This window comes from Phaeacidiphilus oryzae TH49 (assembly GCF_000744815.1).
Lineage (GTDB): Bacteria > Actinomycetota > Actinomycetes > Streptomycetales > Streptomycetaceae > Phaeacidiphilus > Phaeacidiphilus oryzae.
On sequence record NZ_JQMQ01000004.1, the window covers coordinates 702,376 to 728,026 of the forward strand.

General features: G+C 72.0%; 24 protein-coding genes. 13 read left to right on the forward strand and 11 right to left on the reverse strand.

From position 1 onward, the window contains the following. The first annotated feature begins 133 nt into the window (after positions 1-133). The 5 genes from BS73_RS03345 to BS73_RS03365 all read left to right on the forward strand — a co-directional run bounded on the left by BS73_RS03345 (position 134) and on the right by BS73_RS03365 (position 7,705). Positions 134-1,477, forward strand: a complete 1,344-nt coding sequence (locus tag BS73_RS03345) for an ABC transporter substrate-binding protein (protein ID WP_037569027.1) — start codon at positions 134-136, stop codon at positions 1,475-1,477. Next, positions 1,474-2,427 (forward strand): carbohydrate ABC transporter permease, encoded by a 954-nt coding sequence (locus tag BS73_RS03350; RefSeq protein ID WP_037569029.1) that lies wholly within the window; start codon positions 1,474-1,476, stop codon positions 2,425-2,427. Before BS73_RS03345 ends, BS73_RS03350 begins: the two co-directional genes overlap by 4 nt. A gap of 1 nt (position 2,428) precedes the next feature. Next, entirely contained in the window at positions 2,429-3,238 is an 810-nt protein-coding gene (locus BS73_RS03355) for a carbohydrate ABC transporter permease (protein ID WP_037569032.1), read from the forward strand. Between the two features lie 16 nt (positions 3,239-3,254). Continuing rightward, entirely contained in the window at positions 3,255-4,460 is a 1,206-nt protein-coding gene (locus BS73_RS03360) for a glycoside hydrolase family 76 protein (RefSeq protein WP_037569033.1), read from the forward strand. 110 nt (positions 4,461-4,570) lie between these two features. Next, positions 4,571-7,705: a glycoside hydrolase family 38 N-terminal domain-containing protein gene (locus BS73_RS03365; RefSeq protein ID WP_037569034.1), complete on the forward strand. Its 3,135-nt coding sequence runs from the start codon at positions 4,571-4,573 to the stop codon at positions 7,703-7,705. A 21-nt stretch (positions 7,706-7,726) separates the two neighbouring features. Here BS73_RS03365 and BS73_RS03370 read toward each other — a convergent pair whose 3' ends face one another. Continuing rightward, positions 7,727-8,656 (reverse strand): NADP-dependent oxidoreductase, encoded by a 930-nt coding sequence (locus BS73_RS03370; RefSeq protein ID WP_037569036.1) that lies wholly within the window; start codon positions 8,654-8,656, stop codon positions 7,727-7,729. 76 nt (positions 8,657-8,732) lie between these two features. Between BS73_RS03370 and BS73_RS03375 the strand changes: the two genes are divergently transcribed. After that, positions 8,733-9,152 (forward strand): winged helix-turn-helix transcriptional regulator, encoded by a 420-nt coding sequence (locus tag BS73_RS03375; protein ID WP_051939244.1) that lies wholly within the window; start codon positions 8,733-8,735, stop codon positions 9,150-9,152. Positions 9,153-9,272: 120 nt separating this feature from the next. Here BS73_RS03375 and BS73_RS03380 read toward each other — a convergent pair whose 3' ends face one another. From BS73_RS03380 to BS73_RS03395, 4 genes are all read right to left on the reverse strand, one after another. Further along, positions 9,273-9,845 carry an LOG family protein gene (locus BS73_RS03380; RefSeq protein ID WP_037569038.1) on the reverse strand — a complete coding sequence of 191 codons (573 nt, stop codon included), beginning with the start codon at positions 9,843-9,845 and terminating at the stop codon, positions 9,273-9,275. 115 nt (positions 9,846-9,960) lie between these two features. Continuing rightward, positions 9,961-10,431 carry a nuclear transport factor 2 family protein gene (locus BS73_RS03385; RefSeq protein WP_037569041.1) on the reverse strand — a complete coding sequence of 157 codons (471 nt, stop codon included), beginning with the start codon at positions 10,429-10,431 and terminating at the stop codon, positions 9,961-9,963. Positions 10,432-11,112: 681 nt separating this feature from the next. Continuing rightward, positions 11,113-12,129: an SMP-30/gluconolactonase/LRE family protein gene (locus BS73_RS03390; protein ID WP_051939246.1), complete on the reverse strand. Its 1,017-nt coding sequence runs from the start codon at positions 12,127-12,129 to the stop codon at positions 11,113-11,115. A 33-nt stretch (positions 12,130-12,162) separates the two neighbouring features. Further along, positions 12,163-13,023 (reverse strand): SDR family oxidoreductase, encoded by an 861-nt coding sequence (locus tag BS73_RS03395; protein ID WP_037569044.1) that lies wholly within the window; start codon positions 13,021-13,023, stop codon positions 12,163-12,165. Between the two features lie 134 nt (positions 13,024-13,157). Here BS73_RS03395 and BS73_RS03400 point away from each other — a divergent pair, with 134 nt between their 5' ends. Further along, positions 13,158-13,562 carry a winged helix-turn-helix transcriptional regulator gene (locus BS73_RS03400; protein ID WP_037569046.1) on the forward strand — a complete coding sequence of 135 codons (405 nt, stop codon included), beginning with the start codon at positions 13,158-13,160 and terminating at the stop codon, positions 13,560-13,562. 142 nt (positions 13,563-13,704) lie between these two features. On the opposite strand, the gene BS73_RS03405 is transcribed toward BS73_RS03400, so the two are convergent. Then, the gene (locus BS73_RS03405; protein WP_037569049.1) at positions 13,705-14,172 is read right to left on the reverse strand and encodes a winged helix-turn-helix transcriptional regulator; all 468 of its coding nucleotides are present in this window, start codon (positions 14,170-14,172) and stop codon (positions 13,705-13,707) included. A 143-nt stretch (positions 14,173-14,315) separates the two neighbouring features. On the opposite strand from BS73_RS03405, the gene BS73_RS03410 reads away from it, so the two are divergent. Further along, positions 14,316-15,188 carry an aldo/keto reductase family oxidoreductase gene (locus BS73_RS03410; protein WP_037569051.1) on the forward strand — a complete coding sequence of 291 codons (873 nt, stop codon included), beginning with the start codon at positions 14,316-14,318 and terminating at the stop codon, positions 15,186-15,188. Between the two features lie 51 nt (positions 15,189-15,239). Here BS73_RS03410 and BS73_RS03415 read toward each other — a convergent pair whose 3' ends face one another. Beyond that, complete coding sequence (locus BS73_RS03415; protein ID WP_037569696.1) at positions 15,240-16,229, reverse strand: S66 peptidase family protein; 990 nt, start codon at positions 16,227-16,229, stop codon at positions 15,240-15,242. A gap of 623 nt (positions 16,230-16,852) precedes the next feature. Between BS73_RS03415 and BS73_RS03420 the strand changes: the two genes are divergently transcribed. Continuing rightward, complete coding sequence (locus BS73_RS03420; RefSeq protein WP_051939248.1) at positions 16,853-17,278, forward strand: hypothetical protein; 426 nt, start codon at positions 16,853-16,855, stop codon at positions 17,276-17,278. 190 nt (positions 17,279-17,468) lie between these two features. Here the strand turns inward: BS73_RS03420 and BS73_RS03425 are convergent, their stop codons facing one another. Next, the gene (locus tag BS73_RS03425; RefSeq protein ID WP_037569053.1) at positions 17,469-17,942 is read right to left on the reverse strand and encodes a MarR family winged helix-turn-helix transcriptional regulator; all 474 of its coding nucleotides are present in this window, start codon (positions 17,940-17,942) and stop codon (positions 17,469-17,471) included. A gap of 126 nt (positions 17,943-18,068) precedes the next feature. Here BS73_RS03425 and BS73_RS03430 point away from each other — a divergent pair, with 126 nt between their 5' ends. Both BS73_RS03430 and BS73_RS03435 read left to right on the forward strand, forming a co-directional pair. After that, entirely contained in the window at positions 18,069-19,136 is a 1,068-nt protein-coding gene (locus tag BS73_RS03430) for an LLM class flavin-dependent oxidoreductase (RefSeq protein WP_037569054.1), read from the forward strand. Further along, on the forward strand, positions 19,133-19,711 hold the full coding sequence (locus BS73_RS03435) for an NAD(P)H-dependent oxidoreductase (RefSeq protein WP_037569055.1): 579 nt from the start codon (positions 19,133-19,135) through the stop codon (positions 19,709-19,711). Before BS73_RS03430 ends, BS73_RS03435 begins: the two co-directional genes overlap by 4 nt. A 128-nt stretch (positions 19,712-19,839) precedes the next feature. Here the strand turns inward: BS73_RS03435 and BS73_RS03440 are convergent, their stop codons facing one another. Further along, entirely contained in the window at positions 19,840-21,087 is a 1,248-nt protein-coding gene (locus BS73_RS03440; RefSeq protein ID WP_037569056.1) for an MFS transporter, read from the reverse strand. A gap of 91 nt (positions 21,088-21,178) precedes the next feature. Here BS73_RS03440 and BS73_RS03445 point away from each other — a divergent pair, with 91 nt between their 5' ends. Beyond that, the gene (locus tag BS73_RS03445; protein ID WP_037569058.1) at positions 21,179-22,051 is read left to right on the forward strand and encodes a LysR family transcriptional regulator; all 873 of its coding nucleotides are present in this window, start codon (positions 21,179-21,181) and stop codon (positions 22,049-22,051) included. A gap of 28 nt (positions 22,052-22,079) precedes the next feature. Here the strand turns inward: BS73_RS03445 and nhaC are convergent, their stop codons facing one another. Further along, positions 22,080-23,585: a Na+/H+ antiporter NhaC gene (nhaC, locus tag BS73_RS03450; protein WP_051939250.1), complete on the reverse strand. Its 1,506-nt coding sequence runs from the start codon at positions 23,583-23,585 to the stop codon at positions 22,080-22,082. Positions 23,586-23,766: 181 nt separating this feature from the next. Continuing rightward, entirely contained in the window at positions 23,767-24,417 is a 651-nt protein-coding gene (locus tag BS73_RS03455; protein WP_037569060.1) for a GntR family transcriptional regulator, read from the reverse strand. Between the two features lie 169 nt (positions 24,418-24,586). Between BS73_RS03455 and BS73_RS03460 the strand changes: the two genes are divergently transcribed. After that, the gene (locus BS73_RS03460; protein WP_037569061.1) at positions 24,587-25,534 is read left to right on the forward strand and encodes an asparaginase; all 948 of its coding nucleotides are present in this window, start codon (positions 24,587-24,589) and stop codon (positions 25,532-25,534) included. Positions 25,535-25,651 lie beyond the last annotated feature (117 nt).

The following is a 25,651-nucleotide window of genomic DNA, read 5'->3' on the forward strand; positions in this document are numbered from 1 at the left end:
CCTATCCACGGAAGTTTCCCGGTTCCCTTGTCTGACCCCTTGTCACCGCCAATTGTTACCGTTACCTTCATCCCGGCCGAGCACCCACCACCCACCTCTCCGGCCAAGGGGCACATGACGGAAGGACAGGTCGATGCAACCTGGCCGCACTGACCCCGGGACGAGGACCCGGGGCCCGATCCCCCCGGGCGGTCCCACCCGACGCGGAGTCCTCGCCGGGCTGGCCGGCCTCGGCGGGCTCGCGGCCGCCGCCGCACTGTCCGGCTGCGCCCGCGGCAGTTCCACCTCGAGCGTCCCCGGCGCCGCCAACCTGTACAACGACAACGCCACCTGGTCGGACGGCTACGAGAAGGCCGGCGCGGTGCTCAAGCGGATCTGCGGGTTCGACCTCCGCCCGCTGTCGAACGCCTCCACCACCTCGTACCAGGAGGTGGTGCAGACCTCCGTGCAGACCAGCCGCGCCGCCGACGTCGTCAAATGGGCCTCCGGCTATCCCCTCTTCTCGCTGGCCCGCTCCGGCGGGCTCACCGAACTCGGCCCGGTGTGGGAGGACGCGGTGCGCAAGGGCTGGGTCTCGCCCCAGCTCCGGCGGGGCGTCACCTTCCAGGGCGGGATCTACGGGATCCCGCTGTACCAGTCCTCCTACGTCTTCTTCTACGCCAAGCCGGTCTTCGCCAAGTACGGGCTCCACGAGCCGGCCACCTGGGGCGAGTTCACCCACAACGCCGAGGTGCTCAAGCGGAACGGGGTCACCCCGTTCCTCGCCACGCAGAACGGCGTCTGGCCGGCCTTCGAGTGGTTCGAGGAACTGGTCAGCAAGCTCGACCCGGACTTCTACACCCGGCTGGTCAACGGCCGCGCCAAGTACACCGACGACACGGTGCGGGAGGCGATGACCATCTGGCGGGACTTCTACGCCAAGGGCTGGATGACCGCGCCGGACTTCGACGGCGCCAACGGCCCGGCTCAGATGAAGGCGGGCAAGCTGGCCATGTTCCTCCACGGCAGCTGGGAGTCGGCCGCCATCGCGGCGGCGGGGCTGCGGCCGGACGTTGACTACGGGGCGTTCGTCATGCCGACCGTCCACGCCGGCACCAAGCAGTCGGTGATCACAGAGTCTGGCGTCTTCGCCGTGCCGAAGCGGGCGGCGAACCACCCCGGCGGGCTCGCCGTGGTCTCGCACTGGCTCGATCCGCGGGTGCAGCGGGTCTGGTCGGACTTCCTCCAGGACAGCTCGGCCAACCCCACAGTGCCGGCCGGGAATCCGGTGATCGAGGCCGTACAGCAGGACATCGCGCGCAACCGGCGGACACTGCTGACCCGCTACAACGAGGCCAGCCCGCCCAACCTCATCCAGGGCAACATCCTCGACCTGGGCAATTTCATGATCCATCCCACCGCGATCCGCTCCACGCTGGAGTCGATGCAGAAGCGCGCGGACCAGGAGTGGGACATCTGGCGGAAGGGCGGCTCATGAGTGTGACCACCGATCCGGTCCGCGGCCGGAGCGGACTGCCGCCGGCCCGGCCGGAGCATCCCCGGGCGGCCGGCCGCCGGGCCGCTGCGCTGTGGCGGGAGCGGCTGATGGCGGGCGGCTTCCTGCTGCCGGCCGCGATCCTGGTCGCCGTGGTGCTGCTGGCGCCCTTCTGCTACACCCTCTACCGCAGCTTCTTCAGCGACTACACCCGCTCCACCTTCAACGACCTCGCCAACTACGGCGCGTTCTTCACCGACCCCAACCTGCTGCGCTCACTGGAGAACACCCTGATGTGGGTGGGCGGCGCGATCCTGCTGCCCACCGGGATGGGCCTGCTGATCGCCATCCTCACCGACTCCACCCGGTGGAGCCGGGCAGCCCGGCTCGCGGTGACCATCCCGTACGCGATCTCGGGTTCGGCGGTCGCCGTGGTCTGGAACTTCATCCTCACCAGCGACGGGGCGGTCAACAGCGCCCTCCGGGGGCTGGGGCTGGGCGGACTGGCCGGCAACTGGCTGCTCGACTGGCCCGGCAACACCCTCGTGATGATCGTCGCCAGCTCCTGGCAGGCCACCGGGGTCGCGGTGATCCTCTTCATGGTCGGCCTGCAGGGGATCCCCCCGGAGACTTTGGAGGCCGCGGCGCTGGACGGCGCGGGCCCGTGGGCCCGGTTCCGCCATATCGTCCTCCCGCAGCTGCGGCCGGTGTCGATCATCGTGATCGGGATGAGCCTGGTGAACGGGCTCAAGGCCTTCGACCTGATCTTCGTCCTCACCCAGGGCGGCCCCGGGCGGGCCACCGAGACCCTGGCCGTCTCGATGTACCAGGAGACCTTCCTCTTCCTGCGGCCGGGCGCCGGAGCCGCCATCGCCGTGCTGCTGACGATCATCGTTCTGCTGGCGTCCTGGACCTATCTGCGCCGCCAGCTGCCGACCCGGGGCAAGGTGTGACATGAGCAGAGTCCTCCGCAACTGCGTGGTCGTCCTGGTGGCACTGCTCTGGTTCGTGCCGACCTATCTCCTCCTGGTCAACGGCCTCACCTCGGTCCACGACTACTCGGGCAGCCCCAACTGGTACCCGAACAGCTTCGGCCTGTTCGCCAACCTCCGGGCCGCCTGGAACACGGCGGACCTCGGGCCCGCGATGGCCAACAGCCTGTACTACTCGGTCGTCAGTTCGGCGGGCGCCGTGCTCCTCGCCTCGCTGGCCGCCTTCGCCGCGGCGATCATGCCGGTCCGGCGCCGCGCCCTGTGGTTCTGGCTGATCTACGCCGGCACCCTGCTGCCGCTCCAGGTCTTCCTGCGCCCGCTCTTCCTCGCCTACGCCAACACCGGGCTGTACGACACCCAGATCGGGATGGTCGTCATCTACATCGCGATCGCCATCCCGTTCGCCTTCTTCGTCCTTCGGAACTTCGCGGTCACCCTGCCGTCCGAGGTGATCGAGGCCGCCAGGCTGGACGGCGCCTCGTGGTGGCGGCTGTTCTGGAGCATCTACGTGCCGCTGTCCAAGTCCGCGATGGCCGCCGCCTTCGTCTTTCAGTTCGTCGCGGTCTGGAACGACCTCCTCTTCGGCATCACCCTCGCCACCAGCCGCAACATCCGGCCCATCATGGCCGCACTCGCCGACCTCCAGGGCAACTACTCCAACGTGGGGCCGCCGGTGGTGCTGGCCGGCGCGCTGGTCGTCTCGCTGCCGACGGTGATCGTCTTCTTCCTCTCCCAGCGCTTCTTCGTCTCCAGCCTCAAACTCAACGTCTGACCGGGAGGTCCCGCCCATGGCCACAGCCCGCACCACCCGCCGCGTCGGCCTGCTGCTGACCGCGCTGGTCAGCACAGCGGCCGGCCTCCTCGCCGCGCCGTCCGCCCAGGCCGCAGGACCCGGGCAGCCCGACTGGGCGGCCCGCGCCGAGGCCAGCTACCGCGCTCTCCAGCAGGACCTCTACCTCGGCCCCGCCGGCCACGACCTGTACCGCGAGTCCACCCCCGCCGCCCCCGGCGGCAACCCCTACTCCTACCTGTGGGAGTTCCGCGAGGCCACCCAGGCCACCGTCTACCTGCGCGGCATCCCCGGGAACGCGGACCGCTACCGCGCCGACGCGGCCGACCGGTTCACCGCGCTGCGGCAGTACGCCTCGACCGACCCCGCCCACCCCGGCTACGACTCCTACCTCCCCGAGCCGCTGGGCACCGGCGGCGACCTCTTCTACGACGACAACGCCGTGGTGGGGCTCTCCTACCTGACCCAGTACCGGGCCGGCGGCGGCCGGGCCATGCTGGCCGGCGCCCGCGCCGCCTTCGCCACCGACCTGCGGGGCTGGGACGAGGACCCCGCCAAGACCTGCCCCGGCGGGATGCACTGGGTGGAGACCGGCGCCAACACCATCCGGGCGGCCAACGTGACCGGGCTCTTCGCCCAACTCTCGGCCGGTCTCTACCAGATCACCAGGGAGCCGCAGTACCTCGACTGGGCCCTGCGGGCGTACCACTGGAACCGGGATTGCCTGCGGCAGTCTGCCGGGCTCTACCGCAACGACCTCAACGACGACGGCAGCGTCGACCCCACGCTGTGGAGCTACAACTCGGGGGCGATGATCGGCACCGCCACCGAGCTGTACCGCGCCACCGGCGACCGCGACTACCTCCGCCAGGCCGTCGAGGACGCCGACGGCGCCCTGGCGTACTGGACGGTGGACGACCGGCTGTACGACCAGCCGGCCGTCTTCGACTCCTTCCTCTTCCAGGACCTGCTGCTGCTGGACTCCCAGCACCACGACCCGCGTTACCGCGCCGTACTGAGCGCCTACGCCGAGCGGCTGTGGGTCGAGAACCGGGACCCGGCCACCGGCCTGTTCCACTTCCAGTCCGGCAACGGCGGGGCGCCCGACCCCGCGCAGCCGGTCGGCACCCTCAACCAGGCCGCCGCCGTCCAGCTGTTCTCGCTGCTGGCCTGGGACCGCCGGGACTACGTCCGCACCAGCTGACCGCCCGACCGGCTGTCCGCCCGACCGCCTGTCCGCTCGACCGCCTCTCCGTCCGGCTGCCCGGCCGTCCGCCCCCGCCCGCACCGATCACGCAAGGAAGCCCGTACCAGATGAGCGACCGTCATATCCGCCCCTCGTGGTGGGACTCCACCCTCGCCCGCGACGCCCTGCGCGAGGGCGCCGTCAGCCAGGTCCACCGGCAGGACGGGACGACCGTCCGGCTGTCCCCGGAACCGCTGCTGCGCCGGACGGAGGCGGGTGGGCTGACCCAGTCGGTGCGGGTCGACGTCGCACCGGCGCCGGCCCGGCCGGTCGACTCCGCCCGGGTGCGGATCGCCGGCGGCCCCCCGATCGGCTGCGCGGTGGTGGACGGCCCCGGCGGATCGGTCCGGGTGCTCGTGCCCGCGGTCGAGGAGGAGGTGGACGCCGCTCTCGAACTGCCCGGCCTCGGGCTCCCCGAGCCGCTGCCCCTCCGCCTGCGTCCGCAGCGGCGGTGGACGGTCCACCTGGTCCAGCACGCCCACCTGGACATCGGTTACACCGACCCGCAGGGGACCGTCCTCGCCGAGGGCCGGGCCTCGCTGGACACCGTCCTGGAGCTGATCCGGGCCACCGACGACTGGCCGGAGGAGGCCCGCTACCGCTGGACCGTCGAGGGGCTCAGCACCTTCACCGACTGGGCCGCCCACCGGCCGCCGAGCAAGGTCGCCGAGTTCGTCCGCCGGGTCGGGGAGCGCCGGATCGAGCTGACGGCGATGCCGTTCAACCTCCACAGCGAGACCTGCTCGGTGGACGAGCTCCACGAACTGCTGCGGGAGGCGGTCGCCGTGCGGGCCCGCTACGGCGTTCCCCTGACCACCGCCATGCAGACCGACGTGCCTGGGCAGGTGGTCGGCCTCCAGGACGCGCTGGCCGAGCACGGTTTCGGCCGCCTCTCCGTCGCCCACAACTGGGCCGGGCGGGCGGTGCCCCACCTGGTCGGCGGGGCGCGGCTGCCCCGGCTCTTCCGCTGGCGCACCGCCGACGGCCGCTCGGTGCTGGTGTGGCGTACCGACACCCCGCACGGGCTCGCCTACATGGAGGGCTCGATCATCGGTTTCGACGAGTCGCACGGGACGGTCGACGACCTCCTCCCCGCCTACCTCACCGCGCTGGCCGAGCGGCCGATCCCCCACCAGGGCAAGGGGATCCCCGGCTTCCCCGTCCTCGACGCCGCCTACGAGGCCGACCCCTACCCGTGGGACGTCCTCCACCTGCGGGTCCTCGGCACCTTCGCGGACAACGGGCCGCCGCGGCTGGTCGCGGCCGAGACCGTCCGCCGGTGGAACGAGACCTGGGCCTATCCGCAGCTGCGGATCTCCCGGCACGAGGACTTCTTCGACGACGCCGAACAGCGGCTCGGCGACCGGCTGGAGACCTTCGAGGGCGACTGGTCGGACTGGTGGGTGGACGGCGTCGGAGCCGGCGCCGCGCCGCTCGCGATGAACCGCACCGCGCAGTCCGCGGTCACCGACGCGCGCACCCTGGACGCCCTCGCGGAGCTGCGCGGAGCGGAGGGCGAACCCGCCGGAGCCGGCGAGGTCGCCGAGGTCTACCGGGCGGTGTCGCTCTTCAACGAGCACACCTGGGGCGCCGGCGACCCCTGGACCTACGGCTGCCGAGCCCATCAGTCGGGCGAACAGCAGTGGCACTGGAAGTACGGGCAGGCCGTCCGCGCGCACGACGGCGCCCTCGCGCTGCTGGAGCGCGCCGCACACCGGCTGGGCACCACCCTGCCGCAGGCGCCCGGCGCACGGGCGAGCTTCCACGTCGTCAACACCCGCAGCCGGACCCGGACCGACGTCGTCCGATTCTTCCTCCCGGAGAGCGTGCTGCCCCTGGACGTGCCGGCCCGGGTGCTGGACGGCCGCAGCGGCCGGGAACTGCCGGTGGCCGACGAGCCGCAGACCAACCCGCTCCACCGGTCCGCCGGCCGCTTCCTCCACGTCACGGTGGCGGACCTGCCGCCGCTCGGCACGGTGCGGCTGGACGTCCTCCCCGGGGAGGCCCGCCCGCGGCCGGTCTGCGAGGAGAGCCCGGTGCTGGAGAACGAGTTCCTCGCCGTCCGGGTGGACCTGCGGGGCAACCGGATCGCCTCCCTCGTCGACAAGTCCACCGGCGTCGAACTGGTCGACGGGGACGCGGTGTTCGGATTCAACGGCTACGTCTACGACCGCTACGCCACGGCCGGCGGCTTCAACCACCAGTCGAGCAAGACGGTGGCCGACGACTCCCTCCACCTGCTGGCCGCCCGCAAAGTGGCCCCGGCCGCCGTGCTGGTGGAGCGGACCTCGACGGCGGTCGCCGAGACCCTGGTCTACGAGTGCGTGCCGCCCGGCGGCGCCAAGCTGCGCACCACCCTCACCCTGGCGCACGGGGTGGCCCGCCTGGACATCGCCAACCACCTGGTCAAGCCGGCCACCATGACCAAGGAGAGCGCCTTCTTCGCCTTCCCCTTCGCGCTGCCGGAGCCGGAGGTCCGGATGGAGGCCAGCGGCGGCGCGGTCGGCACCGGCCTGCCGCTCGTCCCCGGCTCGGCCCGGCACATGCGGGCGATCCGCCGCTGGGCGACGCTGACCGGCGGCGGGACCGGCGTGGGCTGGGCCACCCACGACGCGCCCCTGGTCCAGCACGGCAACATCGCCGTCCCGTACGTCCCCTACCCGCCCTCGGTCCCGGGGGAGGAGGCGGGCACCCTCTACTCCTGGGTGCACAACAACATCTGGGACACCAACTTCCCGAGCGAGCAGGCCTTCGAGCAGACCTTCCGCTACAGCGTGGCGGTCCGCGGCGACCTGGCCGGCGACGCGGCCGGAGACCCGGCGGAACCCGCTGCGCTCGGCATCCGGGCCGCCGACCCCGGCCACCCGCTGCACGCGGTCCGGGCCCAGGGCCCGGCGGCCGAGGACGCACCACCCACCACCTCGCTGGTCGCGGTGGACCGGCCGGACGTACGGGTGGTCGGCCTCTCGGCCGAGGGCGCGGGCGAGGGCGTGGGTGGGTTCCTGATCAGGCTGCAGTCCTTCGCCGACGAGCCGGTGACCGCCGGCCTGCGACTGGACCTCACCGCCGCCATCAGCGCCTACCGCTGCTCCTATCTCGGCGAGAACGCCGTGCCGATCGCGGCAGATCCGGACGGCAGGCTTCCGGTGGCGATACCCGCCCGTGGGACGGCGGCGGTCCTGGTGACCACCGGGGAGGGGTGACCGTGAGCGTCCCGGATCCGCTCACAGGGTGAGGACCAGCTTCCCCTGCAAGTGGCCGCCGTCCAGCAGCCGGTGGGCGTCGGCGACCCGCTCGAACGGGAACGCCTCCTGCACGTGGACCCGGAGCCTGCCGCGCTCGACGAGGTCGGCCAGGCCGCGCAGCCCGGCCGGATCCGGGTCCACCGCGATCCCGCTGAAGCGGACGCCGGCCGCCGCGCACCGGGCGGCGAGCTCGGCGTCCTCCTCGGCGACCGCGGTGACCAGGTGACCGCCCGGGCGGAGCACGGAGAGCGAGCGCTCGGCGGTGTCGCCGCCGATGGTGTCCAGGACGAGGTCGATGTCGCGCACCTCCTCGCTGAAGTCGGCCGCGGTGTAGTCGAGGACCTCGTCGGCCCCGAGGCTCTCGACGAACTCCCGCTTGCCGGCGCCGGCGGTCGTCGTCACGTGGGCGCCCAGGGCCTTGGCGATCTGGATCGCCAGGTGGCCGACCCCGCCGCCCCCGCCGTGGACCAGGACGCGGTCGCCCTCGGCCACCCCGCCGAGGTCCACCAGGCCCTGCCAGGCCGTCAGTCCGGCCACCGGCAGTGCCGCGGCCTCGACATGGGAGAGCGAGGCGGGCTTGGGAGCCAGATGCAGCGCCGGTGCCGCCACGAGCTCGGCGTAGGCGTTGGCCGCCCTCGGGAAGAGCGGCATCCCGAACACCTCGTCGCCCGGCCTGAACCGCCAGGTCTGCGGCGCTTCCCTGACCACGCCGCTGATGTCCCAGCCGAGGACGAACGGGGGCTTCCCGAGCAGCGGGAACTCGCCGGCGCGCAGCCGCGCCTCCAGCGGGTTCAGCCCGATCGCCCTGACCCGGACGAGGACCTCGGTGGGAAGGGCCCGGGGCTCGGCCGCGTCCACGACCGTGAGTACCTCGGGACCGCCGAGGGTGTGCTGGGTGATGACTCGCATGACTCTCCTGCCTGCGGAAACGGGGAGGAGATCCAGGCTAGGCAGCCGATGGGTACCGGCAGGTACCTTTGTCGCCATGAGCGGTTTCGGTCCCGGCGACCCCTTCCTCGCCGACTGCCCGGCACGTCTGGCGGTCGAGCTGATCGCCGACAAGTGGACGGTCGTCGTCCTCGCCGGCCTCAGCAAGGGCCCGGTACGCCACGGTGAACTGGTCGAGCTGATCGGCGGCATCTCCCGCAAGGTGCTGACCCAGACCCTCCGGCGGCTGGAGGCGCACGGCCTCGTCCGCCGCCAGGCCTACGCCGAGGTCCCGCCCCGGGTGGAGTACGAACTCACCCCGCTCGGGGCGACGCTGACCAAACCGATCCATGTGCTGACCGAGTGGGCGAGGGAGAACGGCGAGGCGGTCCTCGACGCCCTCGACGCTGCCGGGTCCGAACCGGCGATCGAGCCGCCTCCGCCGGCAGCCGACGGGGCCGCTCCCGCCAGGGGCTGAGCCCCGCCGTCGCCGGGGCTCCCGTCCTCGCCTGGGCTTCCGTCCTCGCTTGGGCTCCCGTCCTCGCCTTGGCTCCCGGCCTCGCCTCAGCCGCGGTTCCCGCCGGGCGTTCGCGGCGCCTCAGGCGCCGTGGGCGGGCTGCGGGATGCGGCTCAGCCGCTCCTCCAGCGCGTCCAGCAGCCCGGGCAGGTCGGGAGCGACGGCGAGGTCGTCGAGGGTGGGGGCGGGGAGGAAGCCGGCGTCGACGATGCCGCGCAGCGCGCCGAGCATGGGGGCCCAGAAGCCCCCGGTGTCGAGGAAGCCGACGGGCTTGGCGTGGAAGCCGAGTTGACGCCAGGACCACACCTCGAAGATCTCCTCCAGGGTGCCCAGCCCACCCGGCAGCGCGACGAAGGCGTCGGCCCGGTCGGCCATCAGCGCCTTGCGCTCGTGCATCGAGTCGCACAAGAGGAGTTCCGCCACGCCCTCGTGGGCCCACTCCCGCTCGGCCATGCTGCGCGGTATCACGCCGATGACCTCGCCGCCCGCCCGCAGTGCGGCGTCCGCCAGCACTCCCATCAGGCCCCGGCGGCCGCCGCCGTAGACGATGCCGATCCCTCGGCGGGCCAGCTCCTCGCCTACGGCGGCGGTCAGCTCGGCGTGCGCCGGGTCGTGCCCGTCGGAGGAGGCGAGGAAGACGGCGAGGCGACGCATGAAACCCTCCAGAACAGGTGTGGGTCCTCTCGTGTACCACGGCGGTCCCGGCTTCGAGCAAGGGCTTTTCCAGCCGGTGGGGGAGGGGCGCGCGGAGGTGCCCGCGCGGCATCCGCTAGAACCCGAGGTCGGACAGCCCCGGGTGGTCGTCGGGCCGGCGGCCCAGCGGCCAGTGGTACCTGCGCTCCTTCTCGTCGATGGGCAGGTCGTTGATGCTCGCGTGGCGCACCCGCATGAGGCCGTTCTCGTCGAACTCCCAGTTCTCGTTGCCGTAGGCACGGAACCACTGGCCCGAGTCGTCGTGGTACTCGTAGGCGAAGCGGACCGCGATGCGGTGCTCCTCGAACGCCCACAGCTCCTTGATCAGGCGGTAGTCCAGTTCGCGGCTCCACTTGCGGGTCAGGAATCCGATGATCTCCTGGCGACCGGTGAGGAACTCCGCGCGGTTGCGCCAGCGAGAGTCCGGCGTGTAGGCCAGGGCGACCTTCTCCGGGTTCCGGGAGTTCCAGCCGTCCTCGGCCAGGCGGACCTTGGCCGTCGCCGTCTCCCTGGTGAACGGGGGCAGCGGCGGGCGCTGTTCGGACATGGCGTACTCCTTCGGGCGGAGTGCGAGAACGGTCGTTCTCAGAACGCCTTGATAGTATGAGAACGGTCGTTCTCAGGCAAGGAGGCGAAGCCTTTGACCACCGAGTCTTCGACCACCGAGTCGTCGACCACCGACCCCGCACGCGAGCGCATCCTCGACGCCGCCGAGGACCTCTTCTACGCCCGGGGCATCCAGGCCGTCGGGATGGACGCGGTCCGCGACGCCGCGGGCGTCGCGCTGCGGCGTCTCTACAAGGTCTTCCCCTCCAAGGGCGACCTCGTGGAGGCGTATCTGGCCCGCAGGGACGCACGCTGGCTCGGTGACCTCGTCGCCTATGTCGACGCGAGGGCGGAGGGCCCGCGGGCCCGGCTGCTCGCCGTCTTCGACTGGCTGGGGGAGTGGTTCGCCCGACCCGACTTCCACGGGTGCGCCTTCATCAACTCCTTCGGCGAGCTGGGCGGCACCTCCCCCCAGGTCGCCGCCGCCGCCCGGCACCACAAGGAGGCGTTCCACGCCTACCTGCGCGAACTCGCCGACGCCGCGGGGGCGGCGGCGGACACCGGTACCCAGATCGCCCTGCTGGCCGAGGGCGCCATGGTCACCGCCGCCCTCTCCGGCACCCCGCGCCCGCCGCCCAGGCGAAGCAGGCCGCGTCGCTGCTGCTCACGGCCGCTTGCGGCGTCAACGCAGCGGCAGGCTCTGCACGGTGAAGACCGGGCTCTCCAGCGGGGCGCCGTAAAGGTAGTTGTTCATCTGCGAGTTGGTCACCAGCAGCCGGTCGCCGCTGACCGCTACGCCGGTGGTGGTGTCGGCGCCGGGGTAGCTGCGTTGCGAGACGAGGGCGGCCCGGGTGCCGTCCTCGGAGAGCCGTACCGTGTCGACCTCGTTCTGGACCGAGCGGTCGATGTAGAGGGTGTCGCCCCGGCGGGCTATGCCGTCGGCGCTGGGCAGCGCGGGCGCGTCGATCCTGCGGATGCTTCCGTCGGCGAGGGCGAGGCGGTAGAGGGCGCCGCTGTACCAGTAGCCGATGATCAGGGACTTGCCGTCCGGGCCGGTGGTGACGCCGTTGCCGTTGGACTGGCCGGCGACGTAGTCCGGCAGGTGGTACGCGACCCGCAGGGTCCGCTGGGTGCCGGTGGCGGGGGAGTGGACCTCGGCGGCCGGGATCTTGTAGACGACCGCGCGGAAGGAGTCCGTGATGTAGACGTCCCCGTCGGGGGTGACGGCCGCGTCGTTGACGAGCGTCGGCTCGCCGGTGTCCGGGACGGTGTAGCGGGCCACCAGTGTGCCGGTGTCGGTGTAGACGAAGAACTGCCCGGTGAAGGCGCCGGCGACGAGGAGGCGGTCGCCGTCGGTCTTGATCCCGGTGGCCTGGGTGCGGCCGTCCTGCCCGGCGGGCAGGAAGGGTTCCAGCGTCCTGGATCCGACGCGGCCGCGGTAGAGGGTGCCGTCCTCGATGCTGCCGGTGTAGACGTACCGGTTGTCGGCGGCGATGCTCTCGGGGAAGGCGTTGGCGCCGTCGATCGTGATCGTGTAGGCGCCGGCGGGGTGCGGGCGGTCCGGGCTCGTCGCGGCGGTGGCGTCGGTGGTGGCGGTGGCGCCGGAGGCGGCGGTGGCTGGGACGGTGAGCGCGGCCAGCACGGCGGACGTAGCCGTGAGGGTGAGGAGCGCGCCTCGCACGGCGCTGCGGCTGGGCATGATGAGAGTTCCTTCCGGTGGTCGCTTCAAGGGTCAGCGCGCGGCGGCGGCCAGCGCTTCGGCGAGGGTGGTGGTGGGCCGTCCGATCAGGCGGCGCAGATCGCCGCTGTCGGTGAAGAGCTCGCCGCGGCTCAGGCCGAGGTCGGCGTCGGCGAGGATCCGGGCCAGTTCGGCGGGCACGCCGGCGCCGGCCAGTGCCTCGGCGAACATGTCGCCGGGAAGGTCGGTGTAGCCGAGGGAGGCCCCGGTCACCGCGGAGGCGGTGGCGGCGAGCTCTGCCAGGGTGAACGCCTGGTCGCCGCCCAGCTCGTAGACGGCCCCGGTGTGGCCCTCGGTGGTCAGGACGACCGCGGCCGCCTCCGCGTAGTCGGCGCGGCTGGCGGCGCTGACCCTGCCGTCGCCCGCCGCCCCGAGGAAGGCGCCGTGCTGAAGGGCCGACGGCAGCTGGGCGGTGTAGTTCTCCAGGTACCAGCTGTTGCGCAGCGCCACGGCGGGGGCCTCGCGCTCGCGCAGGTACTCCTCGGTGGCGCGGTGGGTGCCGGCAAGGACGGTGTGAGCGCTGTCGGCCCGCGTCATGCTCGTGTATGCGATCAGGGACACCCCGGCGGTCAGGGCCGCGTCGATGGCGCGGCGGTGGTTGGCCGCCCGCTCGTCCACCGGGAACGAGGCCGAGACCAGCAGCAGCCTCTCCGCTCCCGCGAAGGCGGCCGCGAGGCTCTCCGGGTCGGCGAAGTCCGCCGGGCGGACCAGGACGCCGCGGTCGGCCAGTTCCTTGATCCGGGTGGTGTCCCGGCCCGTGGCGATGATCTCGGAGGCGGCGACGCCGCGACGCAGCAGCGCCTCGACGGTGAGTCGACCCAGCTGGCCGGTGGCCCCGGTGACGACGATGGACATGTGGACTCCTCGTTTCCGCTCGTTACCGCCGCGGCCTCCCGCGGCACCCCCACTCTGACCTGTAAACTCTCCATCGGTAAGTGCCCACTTTTTGGTAAGGTTCGCACCGGGACGAAAGAGAAGAGGTGGGAGCTGTGACGACTGCCGAGGCTGTGGCCCACACCACACCGTCGTGGGACCCGTACGAGCGGGGCTGCCCTTCGCGCGACCTCCTCGACCGGATCGGCGACAAGTGGTCCATCCTGGTTCTCGGCGAGCTCGGGGAGCACGGCACGTCCCGGTTCACCGAGCTGCGCAAGCGCCTGTCGGGGGTGAGCGAGAAGATGCTCACCCAGACGCTGCGCGCCCTCGAACGCGACGGCCTGGTGCTGCGCACGGTCCACCCGGTGGTGCCGGTCCGCGTCGAGTACGAGCTGACCCCTCTCGGCCAGACCCTGCGTGCCCCCCTCAGGGCCCTCACCGAGTGGTCCCTCGAACACACGGCCGAGGTCCTCGCGGCCCGCGAGGCCTACAACGCCCGTACCCAGCAGGAGAGCTGACGCCGCGTTCGGTGCCCCACCGCAGGGCCGGGGGCCGGATACCCGGCCGCGGCACCGAGCGCGGCGGCCCGCGCCTCTCCGCGGCTCGCACACGGCTTCCGTCGGTCGGGATGTCGCGCGCCGGGCAGCCAGTGTCGCCGGCTCAGCCGGCCGGAGCCCGGTGGTCGGCGGCGTCGTAGGTCTCGCGGTTGGCCAGCACGTCGTCCATATGCGCCTCGGCCCAGGCCTTGAGGCCGCGCATCATCTCGTACAGCGACAGGCCGAGCTCGGTCAGCTCGTAGGAGACCGTGACGGGAACGGTCGGCACCACGGTCCGTGAGACCAGGCCGTCGCGTTCGAGCGAGCGCAGCGTCTGGGTGAGCATCTTCTGGCTGACCCCGGCCAGCAGGCGCTTCAGCTCGGAGTACCGCATCGCCCGCGGCTCGCCCGCCTCGGCGGCGCACTCGCCGCCGGCCTGGGGTGCGCTGTCGCTGCCGAGCGCGGCAAGGATCAACGTCACCCACTTGTTCGAGATCCGGTCGAGCAGCTTGCGACTGGGGCAGACCGCGAGGAAGGCGTCGTACGCCACCTTGGCCTGCGTCCGCTGCTCGGCCGCCGTCGTAGTCGCCATGGATCCTTCCGCCTCTCACCCACCGAGGAGTGCCCTAGGCACTCGGAAGTGCCTGCTTCCCGTCAGAGAGTTAACCACCAATCATGGTGCAAGGCCCCGTGGGGGGCCGCATCCGGCTCGTAACGAAGGGCAGAGCAGCGCTTATGACCACGCAATCCGCTCCACTTCCCGGCGGCACCTGGACCCTGGGCGACCTGACCGTCTCCCGGTTCGGCTACGGCGCCATGCAGCTGGCCGGCCCCTGGGTGATGGGCCCGCCGGCCGACCGCGAGGGGGCGATCGCCGTCCTGCGCGAGGCCGTCGACCTCGGGATCACCCACATCGACACCGCGGACGCCTACGGGCCGCACTTCACCAACCAGGTGATCCGCGAGGCGCTCCACCCCTACCCCGAGGCGCTGCACATCGTCACCAAGGTCGGCGCGACCCGGGACGAGGAAGGCGGATGGCCCCCGGCGCGCAGGCCCGAGGACTTGCGCCGGGCCGTCCGGTCGAACCTGGAGAATCTCGGCCTGGACACCCTGGACGTCGTCAACCTGCGCCTCGGGGACGCCCAGGGCCCGGTCCCGGGGTCGCTCGCGGAGGCCTTCGAGGCGCTCGTCGACCTGCAGGGTCAGGGCCTGATCAGGCACCTCGGCGTGAGCAACGCGACCGCGGAGCAGGTCGCCGAGGCGCGCTCGATCGCACCGATCGTCTGCGTGCAGAACATGTACAACCTCGCCCATCGCCACGACGACGAGCTGATCGACGAGCTCGCCGAGCAGGGCATCGCCTATGTGCCCTTCTTCCCCCTGGGCGGCTTCACCCCGCTGCAGTCCTCGGCGCTCACGGCAGTGGCGTCCCGGCTGGACTCGACGCCGATGTCGGTCGCCCTGGCCTGGCTGCTGCGGCGCTCGCCGAACATCCTGCTGATCCCCGGTACGTCCTCAGTGGCCCATCTGCGCGAGAACGCCGGCGGCGCGGCACTCCGGCTATCCGACGACGACCTCTCCGAACTGGACAAGATCGGGCGCTGACGCCGAGGGCCTGCCGTGCCGCTCCGCTCGGCGCTGCCCCCTGACGCCGGATCAGTTCTCCGCGACGGCGGGCTCCAGCAGGGACAGCGTTCGATTGTCGGCGTCCACCTGGGCGCGGACGCCGAGGGGCAGCGGCAGGTTCGGCGAGGTGTGGCCGAAGTCGACCTGGGCGAGGACCGGGATGTCGCGCTGCCACAGGACGTCGAGGACCACGTCGCGGAGGTCCGCGCGTGTTCCGGCGCCCTCGTGGGGGGCGACCTCGGTGGGGATGCCGACCACCATCCCCGCGATCCGGTCCAGCACGCCGGACAGCCGCAGGGCGTGGAGGTCGTTCCAGATCCGGGAGACCGGCCGCTGCAGCTCCTCCCAGAACAGCACGGCGCCGTCGAACCGTTCGGGGGCGGGTGCGAACGGCGTGGCCTGGAGGAGGATCAGGCGGTTCAGCAGGCCGCCGAAGAGCGGCCCCTCCGCCCGGCCGGGGCGCCAGGTCTCCCAGGCCGCCTGCGCCGGCAGCGGGCCAAGCGGCTCGGCCCGGGTGAGGACGCGGGTGTAGAGGTCGACGAGCTCGGAGCGCCGGGCCTCGTCGCCCAGGGTGTACCAGTCGCCGCCGAAGCCGTGGGTGGCGAGGTCGGCGTGGAAGCCGACGAGACCGGTCTTCGCGTGGAGGGCCATGTGGAGAAGGGAGATGTCGCTGTATCCGAGGATCGGCTTCGGGTCGGCCCGGATCGCGTCCAGATCGATCAGATCGAGATAGCCGATGGTCGCCTGGCCACCGGTGTGGGCGATGACGGCCCGCACCTCCGGGTCCCTGAGCAGTCCGTTGAGCTCCGCGGCCTGCTCCGCCGGAGTGCCCGACGCCCACCAGCGATGACGTTCCGGGTCGATCCCCGGGCTGACCCGGACCCGGAAGCCCATCCGTTCGAGCATCGCCACCCCCCGCGCGAGGAGGGGTTCCTCACCCGGGGCGAGCTGGCCGGAAGGCGCGGCGACGACCACGAGATCGCCGGTACGCAGCGCGCGGGGCCGAAGGGTGGCAGGCATGGGGACGTCCTCCTTGTCGATCAACGGTGGCGAGCAACAAAGGCCGGCGCCGTCGCTATTCCGCGGCCGCGCCCGCCGACGCGAGTGGGCTCGTCGGCGCAGATCTCTCGGTGGGCGGAGTCGAGGTCCCAGAGGCCGAAACCGGCGCCCGGTGCCGACCTGACGCACCGGCGTGGTCGAACAGGGGGGTGGAGCGGACCACCAGTACCGCCCGGCCTCCGGGCCCTCCGTCACCAGCAGCTCCGGCAACCGGGACCGACACGGGGGCGGCCGCCCCACGGCGGCAGGGGTGTAGGGGAAGGGACCCTTCTCCACGATCCCCGAGCCCCCGCAGAGGGAATAGCTTATTCCGCCGTATTACTCTGACCGTAATTCGTAAATTCGCATTGGGGGCAAGGTCGCCGGGGGTTCAATCTCCTCATGTATAATGGCCGCCTTTTATTCTGCAGCCCTGTTTCCATGGAGCATTTTCATCTCTGCGGTCATTGAAGTGGGATGTCTCACGAACTATAGCCTTTTCTGGCCCAATCGGGGTTTCCTGGACGCAACCAGTCCGGCAGGCGCGCCGGGCCCGTGTCCGCGCTGATTCCAGCCGTAAACCGGCCGAAGGAGAAAACACCGATATGAAGCAGACCCCCGCGTATGAACGAATCGCCGCAGTCGCCGCCGCGCTGCTGTGTGCGGCGGTGGCAGTGATTCACGTGCAGGATCAGGGAGGATTCCCAGGAGACAAGACCCCCGGCTATGTCGGGATCGGTTACTACCTTCTGGAGGTCGTCGGCATCCTGGTGGCCGTTGTGCTGGTGTTCCGGCCGTCGCGGAGGATGTGGTTTCTCGCCGCCGGTGTGGGACTGGGCCCGCTGGTCGGCTTCGTGCTCTCGCGTGGCCCGGGGCTGCCGGACTACACCGACGACGTCGGCAACTGGACCGAACCGCTGGCCGTGATCTCCGTCGTGGTGGAGGTCGTGCTCATCGTGGTGGCCGCCGCCATGTACGTCCTCCGGCACAAGCGAACCGAGCGGCTCGCGACCGCGTCCTCGGCTCACTGAGGCAGGATCGACTGCGCGCGGGCGACGGGCCCGCCACGGCACGCGCCGCCGGCACGACTGCCGGCGGCGCGGGCGCTTGCGCGGGGGCGCCCCGCTGAGAAGGAATGCCGACACTCCGACGCCCAGTGGGCCGGCGCGCGCGACGCCTGCCCCGACGTTGGGCGCTCTTCAGACGCCGAAGACGCGCGCGTCAGGCGGATGGGCGGCTGAGGCGCGCGCGCAGCCGCTCGAAGATCTCGCCGAGCCGGGCGACCTCATCCGCGCTGAGGGCGTCGAAGACCAGATCGCGTACGGTGCGGACATGGTCGGGGGCGGCCCGCTCGATGGCCGCCCGTCCGGTCTCGGTGATCCGCACGAAGGCGCCGCGGCCGTCGTCCGGGCACCCGCGCCGGGAGACCAGATCCCGTTTCTCCATCCGCGTCACGTGGTGGGAGACCCGGCTGCGTTCCCACTGCAACGCGGCCGCCAGGTCGGACACCCGGCTCCGCCCCTGCTCGGACTCGGTCAGTACGACGAGCACCTGGTAGTCCGGCGTGGAGAGCCCGGCTTGGGTCTGCATCTCGCGGTTGAGCGTGGCCAGCAGCTCCGCGTCCAGAGCCATCCACTCCCGCCACATCCGCTGCTCGTCCTCGTTCAGCCAGCGGACCTCGTTCCTCTCGACCATGCGGACAGTCTAGCAAGTTGGTGACGCATCATGTATGGTCCCTGTCATATAGGTGATACGTCACCTATGTGAGCGAGCTCACCCGGCGGCGGCAGCCGGCCGCCGCGTCGCTTCCTAGGAGGGGCAATGTCACACCCCTTTGAGATCGGGATCATCACCTTCGGCGAGATCAGCCCGGATCTCACCACCGGCAGGCGGACCTCGCCTCGGGAACGGATGGCCGAGATCGTCGAGCAGGCCGTCCTCGCCGACGAGGTCGGGCTGGACGTCTTCGCGGTCGGCGAGCACCATCGCTCCGACTTCGTCGCCTCGGCCCCGCCGGTCATCCTGGCGGCGGTGGCCGCTCGCACCCGCCGCATCCGCCTCAGCAGCGGGGTCACCGTGCTGGGCTCGGAAGACCCGGTGCGGGTCTTCCAGAACTTCGCGACCCTGGACCTCCTCTCGGACGGCAGAGCGGAGATCATCGCCGGCCGGGGCTCCTTCACGGAGTCGTTCCCGCTGTTCGGCTATGACGTGGCCGACTACGCGGACCTGTACCGGGAGAAACTCGACGCCCTGCTCGCCATCCGCCGTGAGAACCCCGCGACCTGGCACGGCAGCCCGCACACCCGCGACCTCAGCGGACTCGACATCGCTCCCCGCCCGGTCGGCGCACTGCCGATCTGGATCGGAAGCGGTGGCACGGCCGCGTCCTCCGTCCGAGCGGGCTCGCTGGGGCTGCCATTGGCTCTCGGCCTCCTCCTCGGCCCCCTCCGGCAGTTCGCCGACCGAGTGGAGAAGTACTACGAGAGCTTCGAGTCGGCCGGCCACCCCGCCGAGGAGGCCCGGGTCGGCATCACCGCCCACGGCTATGTCGGCGCGACCAGCCAGGGCGCCCGGGACACGATGTATCCGTACTTCGCCGTGGGAATGCGGGAGAACAACCACCAGCGCGGAGCCGGATTCGCCCTGCCCCGGCGCGCCTTCGACGCTCAGGCGACACCGAACGGGGCCCTCCTGGTGGGCAGCGCGCAGGAGGTCGTCGACAAACTGATGGCCTATCACGAGGCCTACGGAGCCACCCGGGCCCTGCTCCAACTCGGCTACGGGCACCTGCCGCAGCGCGAGCATCTCACCGCCATAGAGCGCCTGGGCACCGAGGTCGCCCCCGTGCTGCGGCGAGAACTGTCCAGCACGGCCGGGAGCCCGGCATGAGCCGGCCGCTGAGGGTCGTCGTCGTCAACGGCAGCCCCAACGAGCGCTCCCGGACGATGGGGCTGGCCGGCCTGGTGACCTCCCGGCTGGAGGAACTCCTGCCGGTCGAAGTCCACCGGATCGACGTCTACCGACTGGGGCACGGCTTCACGGACGCCGTCCTCCGCGAGGAGGTCTCGCCCGAGGTCGAACAGCGGATTCGGCTGGCCGAAGGGGCCGACGTCCTCGTCGCCGCGACCCCGGTGTTCCGGGCCTCGTACGCCGGGATGTTCAAGCACTTCTTCGACCTCGTCGACCAGTACGCCCTGGCGAACAAGCCCGTCATCCTGGTGGCCACCGGCGGAAGCGACCGGCACGCGCTCGTCATCGAGCACGCCCTCCGACCGCTGTTCGCCTTCTTCCAGGCCGCCACCGCGCCGGTCGGCTTCTACGCCAACGCCGGCGACTTCGACGGCACCCTGGTCCTCAACGGCGAGGTCTACAGCCGCGTCGAGATGGGCCTCAACGACATCGTGGCCCAGCTGAAGGCCCTGAGCGACGGCCTCGGCGACGGAGCCGGCGCCACCGCGGCCTGACGGCACCCTGCACAGGGCGGTCGCCGCCGACCCGAGGGAACACACCCTCCTCCAGGACGCCTGGGCCATGGGCCATGGGCCCAGGCGCCGACCTCGCCGAGCCGTGGGGCGGTGGGGAGCTGGACCCCTCAGTGGCGCAGCATCCGGGAGCCGGAGAGGAGGACGAGGAGCGCGGCGAAGGCGAGCAGGCTGACCAGGACCGGGAGTGCGGGCCAGACGGTGAGGGCGGCGGCGGTGAGCAGTGGCGGGATGGTCATGCCGGCGTAGGCGATGAGGAAGGTGCCGGCGAGGGCCTCGCCTCGGCGCTCCGCGTCCGCGACCGCGGCGACGGTGCCGAGGGCGGCGCGGAACAGGATGCCGATGCCTGCGCCGGTGATCCCGCCGCCGACGAGGAACAGTGCGAGCGAGGCGATGACGGCGGCGATGCCGGTGCTGACCAGGCCGAGTGCGGCGAGTGCGATGGCCAGCCGGATCTGCGGACCGGGTGCCAGCCGGACCGTGGCGATCTGTGCCAGGGCGGCCGCCATGAAGAGGACGAACGGCGACAGGCCGGCGAGGAGGTGCGAGTGCAGCCCCAGAAGCGCCACCAGGAAGGTCGAGGACAGGCCCATGAGGGTGCCGAACACGGCGAACGCCCCGAACGCCGCCGCTCCGGCCGCCCAGAAGGCGCCCCGGCCGGCCGCCGGCACCGCGACGCGCTGGGGCCGGTAGGCAGGGCGCTCCTCGCGGCGCTCGACCGTCTCGGGGACGAAGGCGACCAGGATCCCTTCGACGGCCAGGAGGATGGCGAAGGCCAGGTAGGGAGTGCTGAGCGGCCGCGTCGACCAGGTCGCGAGGAGGCCGCCGATCAGCGGGCCGAGGCCGATGCCGCCCAGGTTGGCGAAGGTCGACACCAGGGCGACGCGGCCCTTGGCGTGGTTGGCCGCCGCGCCGAGTTCGGACAGGTGGGCGGTCGCGGTGGCGGTGAGGATGCCGATGCCGAGTCCGCTGACGAAGCGGGCCAGGAGGAGGCCGGCGACGTCGTTCCAGACGAGGAAGAGGATCGCGGCCAGCAGGTTGAGGAGCAGCGAGCCGAGGATGACGCGTCGGCGTCCGAGCCAGTCCGAGACGTGTCCCGCGAGATACAGGCTCAGCATCACCCCGACCGCGTAGGCGGCGAAGATGACGGTGAGGACGATCGTCGGGAAGCCGTCGCGCTGCTGGTAGATCGCGTAGAGGGGGGTCGGGACAGCGCAGAACGCGAGTTCGCTCGCGAAGGCGAGGGCGATGATCCAGAACCCGGCACCATGCGGGAGCCGTCCAGGGGCAGCGGACAGGGGCGGGGTCGGCGTCGGCGTCGGTGCCGGAGTCGGCGGGGGAGCCGCGGTTGTCGTCATGCCTCCATGCTCGGCACCCCATGTCATCGCGTCCAACGCATACTCTTGGTCACAGTCATCGACCAGGACGATGGTAGAGGAGGCGCGAGGTATGGAGACCCGGCTGGTCGAGTACGCGATCGCGGTCGCCGATGAGCTGAGCTTCACCCGAGCCGCGCAGCGGGTCTACGCGGGACAGTCGACCGTCTCCGCCGGCGTCCGGGCGCTGGAGCGGGAGCTCGGCACCGCGCTCTTCGAGCGGAACCAGCGGGGGGTGCGGATCACCCCCGCCGGCGAGGCGGTGCTGCCCGCGCTTCGCGCGCTGGTCGACGCCGAGGCCCGGGCCCGCACCGCCGCCGACCCCCGGGGCGAGCTGCGGGGGCAGCTGCGCATCGGGGTGTTCTCCAGCGTGAGCTACCTCGCGATCCCGCGCGTCATCGGCGCCTTCCATCGCGAACACCCGCTGGTCGACCTGCGACTGCGCGCGTCCGCGTCCGGCTCGGCAGAGCTCGCCGAAGCCGTCCGGCGCGGGCGGCTGGACCTGAGCATGTACGGGCTACCGGCGGCCACCGCGGGCCCAGGCCTGGCGGTGCACCGCCTCGCCACCTCGCGCTACGTGGTCGTCCTCCCGGCCGGCCACGAACTCGCCTCGCGTCCGGAACTGGCGCTGACGGACCTCGCGGGCGAGCGCTTCGTGGACGCCCCGGTCGGCTTCGGCAACCGGGACGTCCTCGACGCCGCGCTCGGCGCGCGCGGATTCCTGCGCGACGTACGGGCGGAGGCGACCGAGACCAGCGCGATCCCGGTCTTCGTCGCGAACGGCCTCGGCATCGCGCTCCTTCCCGACCTGCTGCTCCCGACGAGCGAGGGCATCGAGGTCGTCCCGCTGAAGGAGCGCATCACCTGGGAGGTCAACGTCGTCACGCGTCCCTCGACCGGCGAGGCCACCGCGGCGCTGCTCCGGCAACTGCTCGCCGCCTATTGACCCCTGGGCCTCCCGGCGGCCGGGAGGGTCATGCGGCCTCGGGCACGGGAGATGGCGAGGTCCGCTCCGCGGGGACGGCCTGCCGGGCGATGCCGATGCCGGTGTAGCCGCAGACCAGGGCCATGACGATGCCGAGGTAGTTGAGGAAGGCGTAGGGGGCGTAGGCGAGGGTGGCCACCCCGAGGGTGGTGGACATGTACGTCGCGGCCTCGGTCCACGGCACCAGCGGCACGACGACCGTGCCGGAGTCCTCCAGGGTGCGGGAGAGGTTCTTCGGGGCGAGCCCGCGCTGCGGGTAGACGTCCTTGAACGCCTGGCCGGGCACGATGATGGCCAGGTAGGACACCCCCATGGCGCAGGCCGCGCCCAACGAGGACAGGGCGGTGGCGAGGATGATCCCCCCGGTGCGGCGTACCCGGCCGAGCAGCCGGCCCATCAGCACCTCCAGGCTGCCCGTCTCCATCAGGATCCCCGCGTAGGCGAACCCGGCCAGGCCGATCAGCATCGTCGAGGCCATCGAGGACATCCCGCCCCGGTTGAGGAGGGTGGCCGCCGAGTCAGGGAGGTGGGCGGGGTCGAGCCCGCCGTGGCCGGCCAGCATCGCGGTGGTGAAGCCGGTGGAGGCCGTCTCGCAGATCTGGCTCAGCGAGAAGTGCTGGATCACCCCGCCCAGCAGCGCGGCGAGCGCCGAGGAGGCGACGATGGTGGGCAGTGCCGGCTTCTTGAGCAGCGCGCCCGCCAGGATGACCACCGGCGGCAGCAGAAGCAGCAGGTTGAAGTGGAAGCCGTGCTCCAGAGCCCTCTGCAGCGCGTCGGCGCGGACGCCGGCCCCGGGGGAGGAGTGCTGCGTCCGGCCGAGGATCAGGTACAGCAGCCCGGATATGACCGCGGCCGGTCCCGTGGTGTAGAGCAGATGCCTGATGTGCTCGAAGAGAGTGGAACCCGCCACTGCCGGGGCCAGGTTGGTGGTGTCCGACATCGGCGACATCTTGTCGCCGAAGTAGGCGCCGGAGATGATCGCGCCCGCCGTCATCGGCAGCGACACGTCCAGCCCGCGGGCCACGCCGATCAGCGCCACCCCGACGGTGCCGACGGCCCCCCACGAGGTACCGGTCATGGTCGAGACCACCAGGGTGATCAGGAAGGACAGCACGACGATCCAGCCGGGCTGGATGGCCCCCAGGCCCCAGTCGACGATCATCGGGATGGTGCCGCTGATCGTCCAGGTGCCGATCAGCATCCCGATGGAGATCAGGATCAGCAGTGCGGGCATCGCCGCGTCGATCTTCGACCGGATGCCGGTGAGCATCCGCTCCCAGGTCACCCCCAGTACCCGGGCCACGATCCCGGTCACCGCACAGGCGGCGACCAGGAGGACGACCGGGTCCAACCCCAGCCAGACGGTCCCACTGATCATCAGCGCCAACATGAGGACGACCGGCAGCGCGGCCACCCAGAGGCCGGGCGTGGGCCGTGCGGGAGGAGAGGCGGTGGGGCCGGGGGTGGGCGTGGTCGGGTCGTCAGGGAGCGGCATGCGGGTACTCCAAAGGCCCAGCCGACTGGGCAGGGTGAGGGCGGTCGGGGGAGCGGATGGGGGACGGAGGGATGGGCGGTGCGGGGAGAGGCCGGCGGAGCCACCGGGGCCCGGCGCTGTCCGGTCCGGTCAGGCCGTCACGCCGGTCGGGCGGTCACGCCGGTCGGGGCCGAAGAGCCTGTCACGCCTGGGAGAGGGCATTCGTCATCTGGACCCGTACACGCTCCAGATGGACGCGCATCAGCTCGGCGGCGCGCTCGGCGGCGCCCGCGGCGATCGCGTCGGCGATCTGCTCGTGGTCCTCCAGGGAGGCCGCGGTGTGCTCGACGGGCACCTCGATCGTGCTGCGCAGCAGGATGATCTGCTGCTGTACGCGCCACAGCTCCTCGGCGATCCGCGGGCTGCTCGCCGTCGCGGTGAGCGTCCGGTGGAAGTCGAGGTCCAGCCGGTGGACGAAGCGCCGGCTCTCGCGGATGGTTTCGCGGGCCCGGGTGCAGGCGGCCTGGAGCGCCGCGACGTCCTGGTCGGTGCGGCGGTCGGCGGCCAGCCGGGAGGCCGCCGTTTCCAGTGCCGTGCGCAGTTCGAAGAGCGCTTGCACGTCGTCGGCGTCGGCCTGGAAGACGGTCGCGCCCCGGTTGGGGGTGTGGACGAGCAGTCCCTCACTGACCAGTTGTCGCACGGCCTCGCGCAGAGGGCCCCGGCTGATACCGAGTTCCTGGGCGAGTGTCACCTCGTTGACCCGGGTCCCGGGGGCGAGGCTGCCGCTGAGGAGGCGCTCACGGAGGACTTCCGCGAGCTGGACGGCGAGGCCGCGCTGCAGGGTGGTGGTCATCGTCGTCTCGCCTCCGGTCCAATGAAAGTGTCGACAGTTGACAGGCTGTCGGGCACGGCTGTCAAGATCCGCGCCGGGAGCGCTGAGCGCGCTCGACAGTTCATCACCGGGGGTGATAAGTGTCAACAGTTGTCAGTTTCTTGAACGACTACGAGAGCGGTGGACTGCGATGCACACGGTGGTGGCAGAGGTGTGGCGGGGCGATTTCCTGGAATCCGCACACCACGGAACGGTGTGGGCGGCCGGCCCCGACGGCGCCGAGGCGCTGCGGATAGGCGACGTCGACGCGCCGGTCTACCCGCGCTCCTCCAACAAGCCCCTGCAGGCCGTCGGCATGCTGCGCGCAGGGCTGGACCTCGACGGGGAACTGCTCGCCCTCGCCTGTGCCAGCCACTCCGGGGAGTCCTTCCATCTCGACGGAGTCCGCGCCGTTCTGGCCTCCGCGGGCCTCGATGTGGGCGCACTGCGCTGCACTGCGGCCCTCCCCATCGGCGAGGACGCCCTGCGCGCCCACCTCGCGGCGGGCGGCACGCCGAGCCCGCTGACCATGAACTGCTCCGGCAAGCATGCGGCGATGCTGGCCACCTGTGTGGCGAACGGCTGGGACACCGAGAGCTACCTCGACCCCGCCCACCCCCTGCAGCAGGCGCTGTGCGCGACGGTGGAGGACCTGGCCGGCGAGAAGGTCGCCGCCACCGGCGTGGACGGCTGCGGGGCACCGCTCTTCGCCTTCAGCCTGCGCGGGCTCGCGCGTGCCTTCGGCACCCTGGCCCGCGCCGAGCGGGGCACTCTCGAGCACCGGGTCGCCCAGGCGATGAGCGGCCACCCGCAGTACGTCGGCGGCACCGGCCGGGACGTCACGCGGCTGATGGGCGCCCTGCCGGGTGCGGTCGCCAAGGACGGTGCCGAGGGCGTCTACGCGATCGGCCTCCCGGACGGTTCCGCCGCCGCCCTCAAGATCACTGACGGCTCGTCCCGCGCCCGCCCGGTCGTCATGGCCGCGGCCCTCCGCCGCCTCGGCGTCGACACCGCCTCCGACGCCGTCCTCGACTCCCTCTCCACCGCCCCCGTCCTCGGCCACGGCCGACCGGTGGGAGCCATCCGGCCCACCTTCTGAACGGCTCCTCGCCGACGCGGCACGGCGCGGCACGGCGCGGCACGGCGCGGACCGGTGCGGACCGCAACCCGAGAGGGAGGTCTGCGGCTGCGGCTGCGAGCCCTCCCGACCGGCGCC

Bases quoted from the DNA above. Each gene is read 5' to 3' on its own strand.
- BS73_RS03365 (WP_037569034.1), top strand. From the start codon at position 4,571: ATGAGCGACCGTCATATCCGCCCCTCGTGGTGGGACTCCACCCTCGCC.
- BS73_RS03445 (WP_037569058.1), top strand. From the start codon at position 21,179: ATGGAGACCCGGCTGGTCGAGTACGCGATCGCGGTCGCCGATGAGCTG.
- BS73_RS03395 (WP_037569044.1), bottom strand. From the start codon at position 13,023: ATGTCCATCGTCGTCACCGGGGCCACCGGCCAGCTGGGTCGACTCACC.
- nhaC (WP_051939250.1), bottom strand. From the start codon at position 23,585: ATGCCGCTCCCTGACGACCCGACCACGCCCACCCCCGGCCCCACCGCC.
- BS73_RS03345 (WP_037569027.1), top strand. From the start codon at position 134: ATGCAACCTGGCCGCACTGACCCCGGGACGAGGACCCGGGGCCCGATC.
- BS73_RS03460 (WP_037569061.1), top strand. From the start codon at position 24,587: ATGCACACGGTGGTGGCAGAGGTGTGGCGGGGCGATTTCCTGGAATCC.
- BS73_RS03440 (WP_037569056.1), bottom strand. From the start codon at position 21,087: ATGACGACAACCGCGGCTCCCCCGCCGACTCCGGCACCGACGCCGACG.
- BS73_RS03435 (WP_037569055.1), top strand. From the start codon at position 19,133: ATGAGCCGGCCGCTGAGGGTCGTCGTCGTCAACGGCAGCCCCAACGAG.
- BS73_RS03360 (WP_037569033.1), top strand. From the start codon at position 3,255: ATGGCCACAGCCCGCACCACCCGCCGCGTCGGCCTGCTGCTGACCGCG.
- BS73_RS03375 (WP_051939244.1), top strand. From the start codon at position 8,733: ATGAGCGGTTTCGGTCCCGGCGACCCCTTCCTCGCCGACTGCCCGGCA.
- BS73_RS03380 (WP_037569038.1), bottom strand. From the start codon at position 9,845: ATGCGTCGCCTCGCCGTCTTCCTCGCCTCCTCCGACGGGCACGACCCG.
- BS73_RS03390 (WP_051939246.1), bottom strand. From the start codon at position 12,129: ATGCCCAGCCGCAGCGCCGTGCGAGGCGCGCTCCTCACCCTCACGGCT.
- BS73_RS03415 (WP_037569696.1), bottom strand. From the start codon at position 16,229: ATGCCTGCCACCCTTCGGCCCCGCGCGCTGCGTACCGGCGATCTCGTG.
- BS73_RS03455 (WP_037569060.1), bottom strand. From the start codon at position 24,417: ATGACCACCACCCTGCAGCGCGGCCTCGCCGTCCAGCTCGCGGAAGTC.
- BS73_RS03350 (WP_037569029.1), top strand. From the start codon at position 1,474: ATGAGTGTGACCACCGATCCGGTCCGCGGCCGGAGCGGACTGCCGCCG.
- BS73_RS03420 (WP_051939248.1), top strand. From the start codon at position 16,853: ATGAAGCAGACCCCCGCGTATGAACGAATCGCCGCAGTCGCCGCCGCG.
- BS73_RS03425 (WP_037569053.1), bottom strand. From the start codon at position 17,942: ATGGTCGAGAGGAACGAGGTCCGCTGGCTGAACGAGGACGAGCAGCGG.
- BS73_RS03410 (WP_037569051.1), top strand. From the start codon at position 14,316: ATGACCACGCAATCCGCTCCACTTCCCGGCGGCACCTGGACCCTGGGC.
- BS73_RS03405 (WP_037569049.1), bottom strand. From the start codon at position 14,172: ATGGCGACTACGACGGCGGCCGAGCAGCGGACGCAGGCCAAGGTGGCG.
- BS73_RS03370 (WP_037569036.1), bottom strand. From the start codon at position 8,656: ATGCGAGTCATCACCCAGCACACCCTCGGCGGTCCCGAGGTACTCACG.
- BS73_RS03430 (WP_037569054.1), top strand. From the start codon at position 18,069: ATGTCACACCCCTTTGAGATCGGGATCATCACCTTCGGCGAGATCAGC.
- BS73_RS03355 (WP_037569032.1), top strand. From the start codon at position 2,429: ATGAGCAGAGTCCTCCGCAACTGCGTGGTCGTCCTGGTGGCACTGCTC.
- BS73_RS03385 (WP_037569041.1), bottom strand. From the start codon at position 10,431: ATGTCCGAACAGCGCCCGCCGCTGCCCCCGTTCACCAGGGAGACGGCG.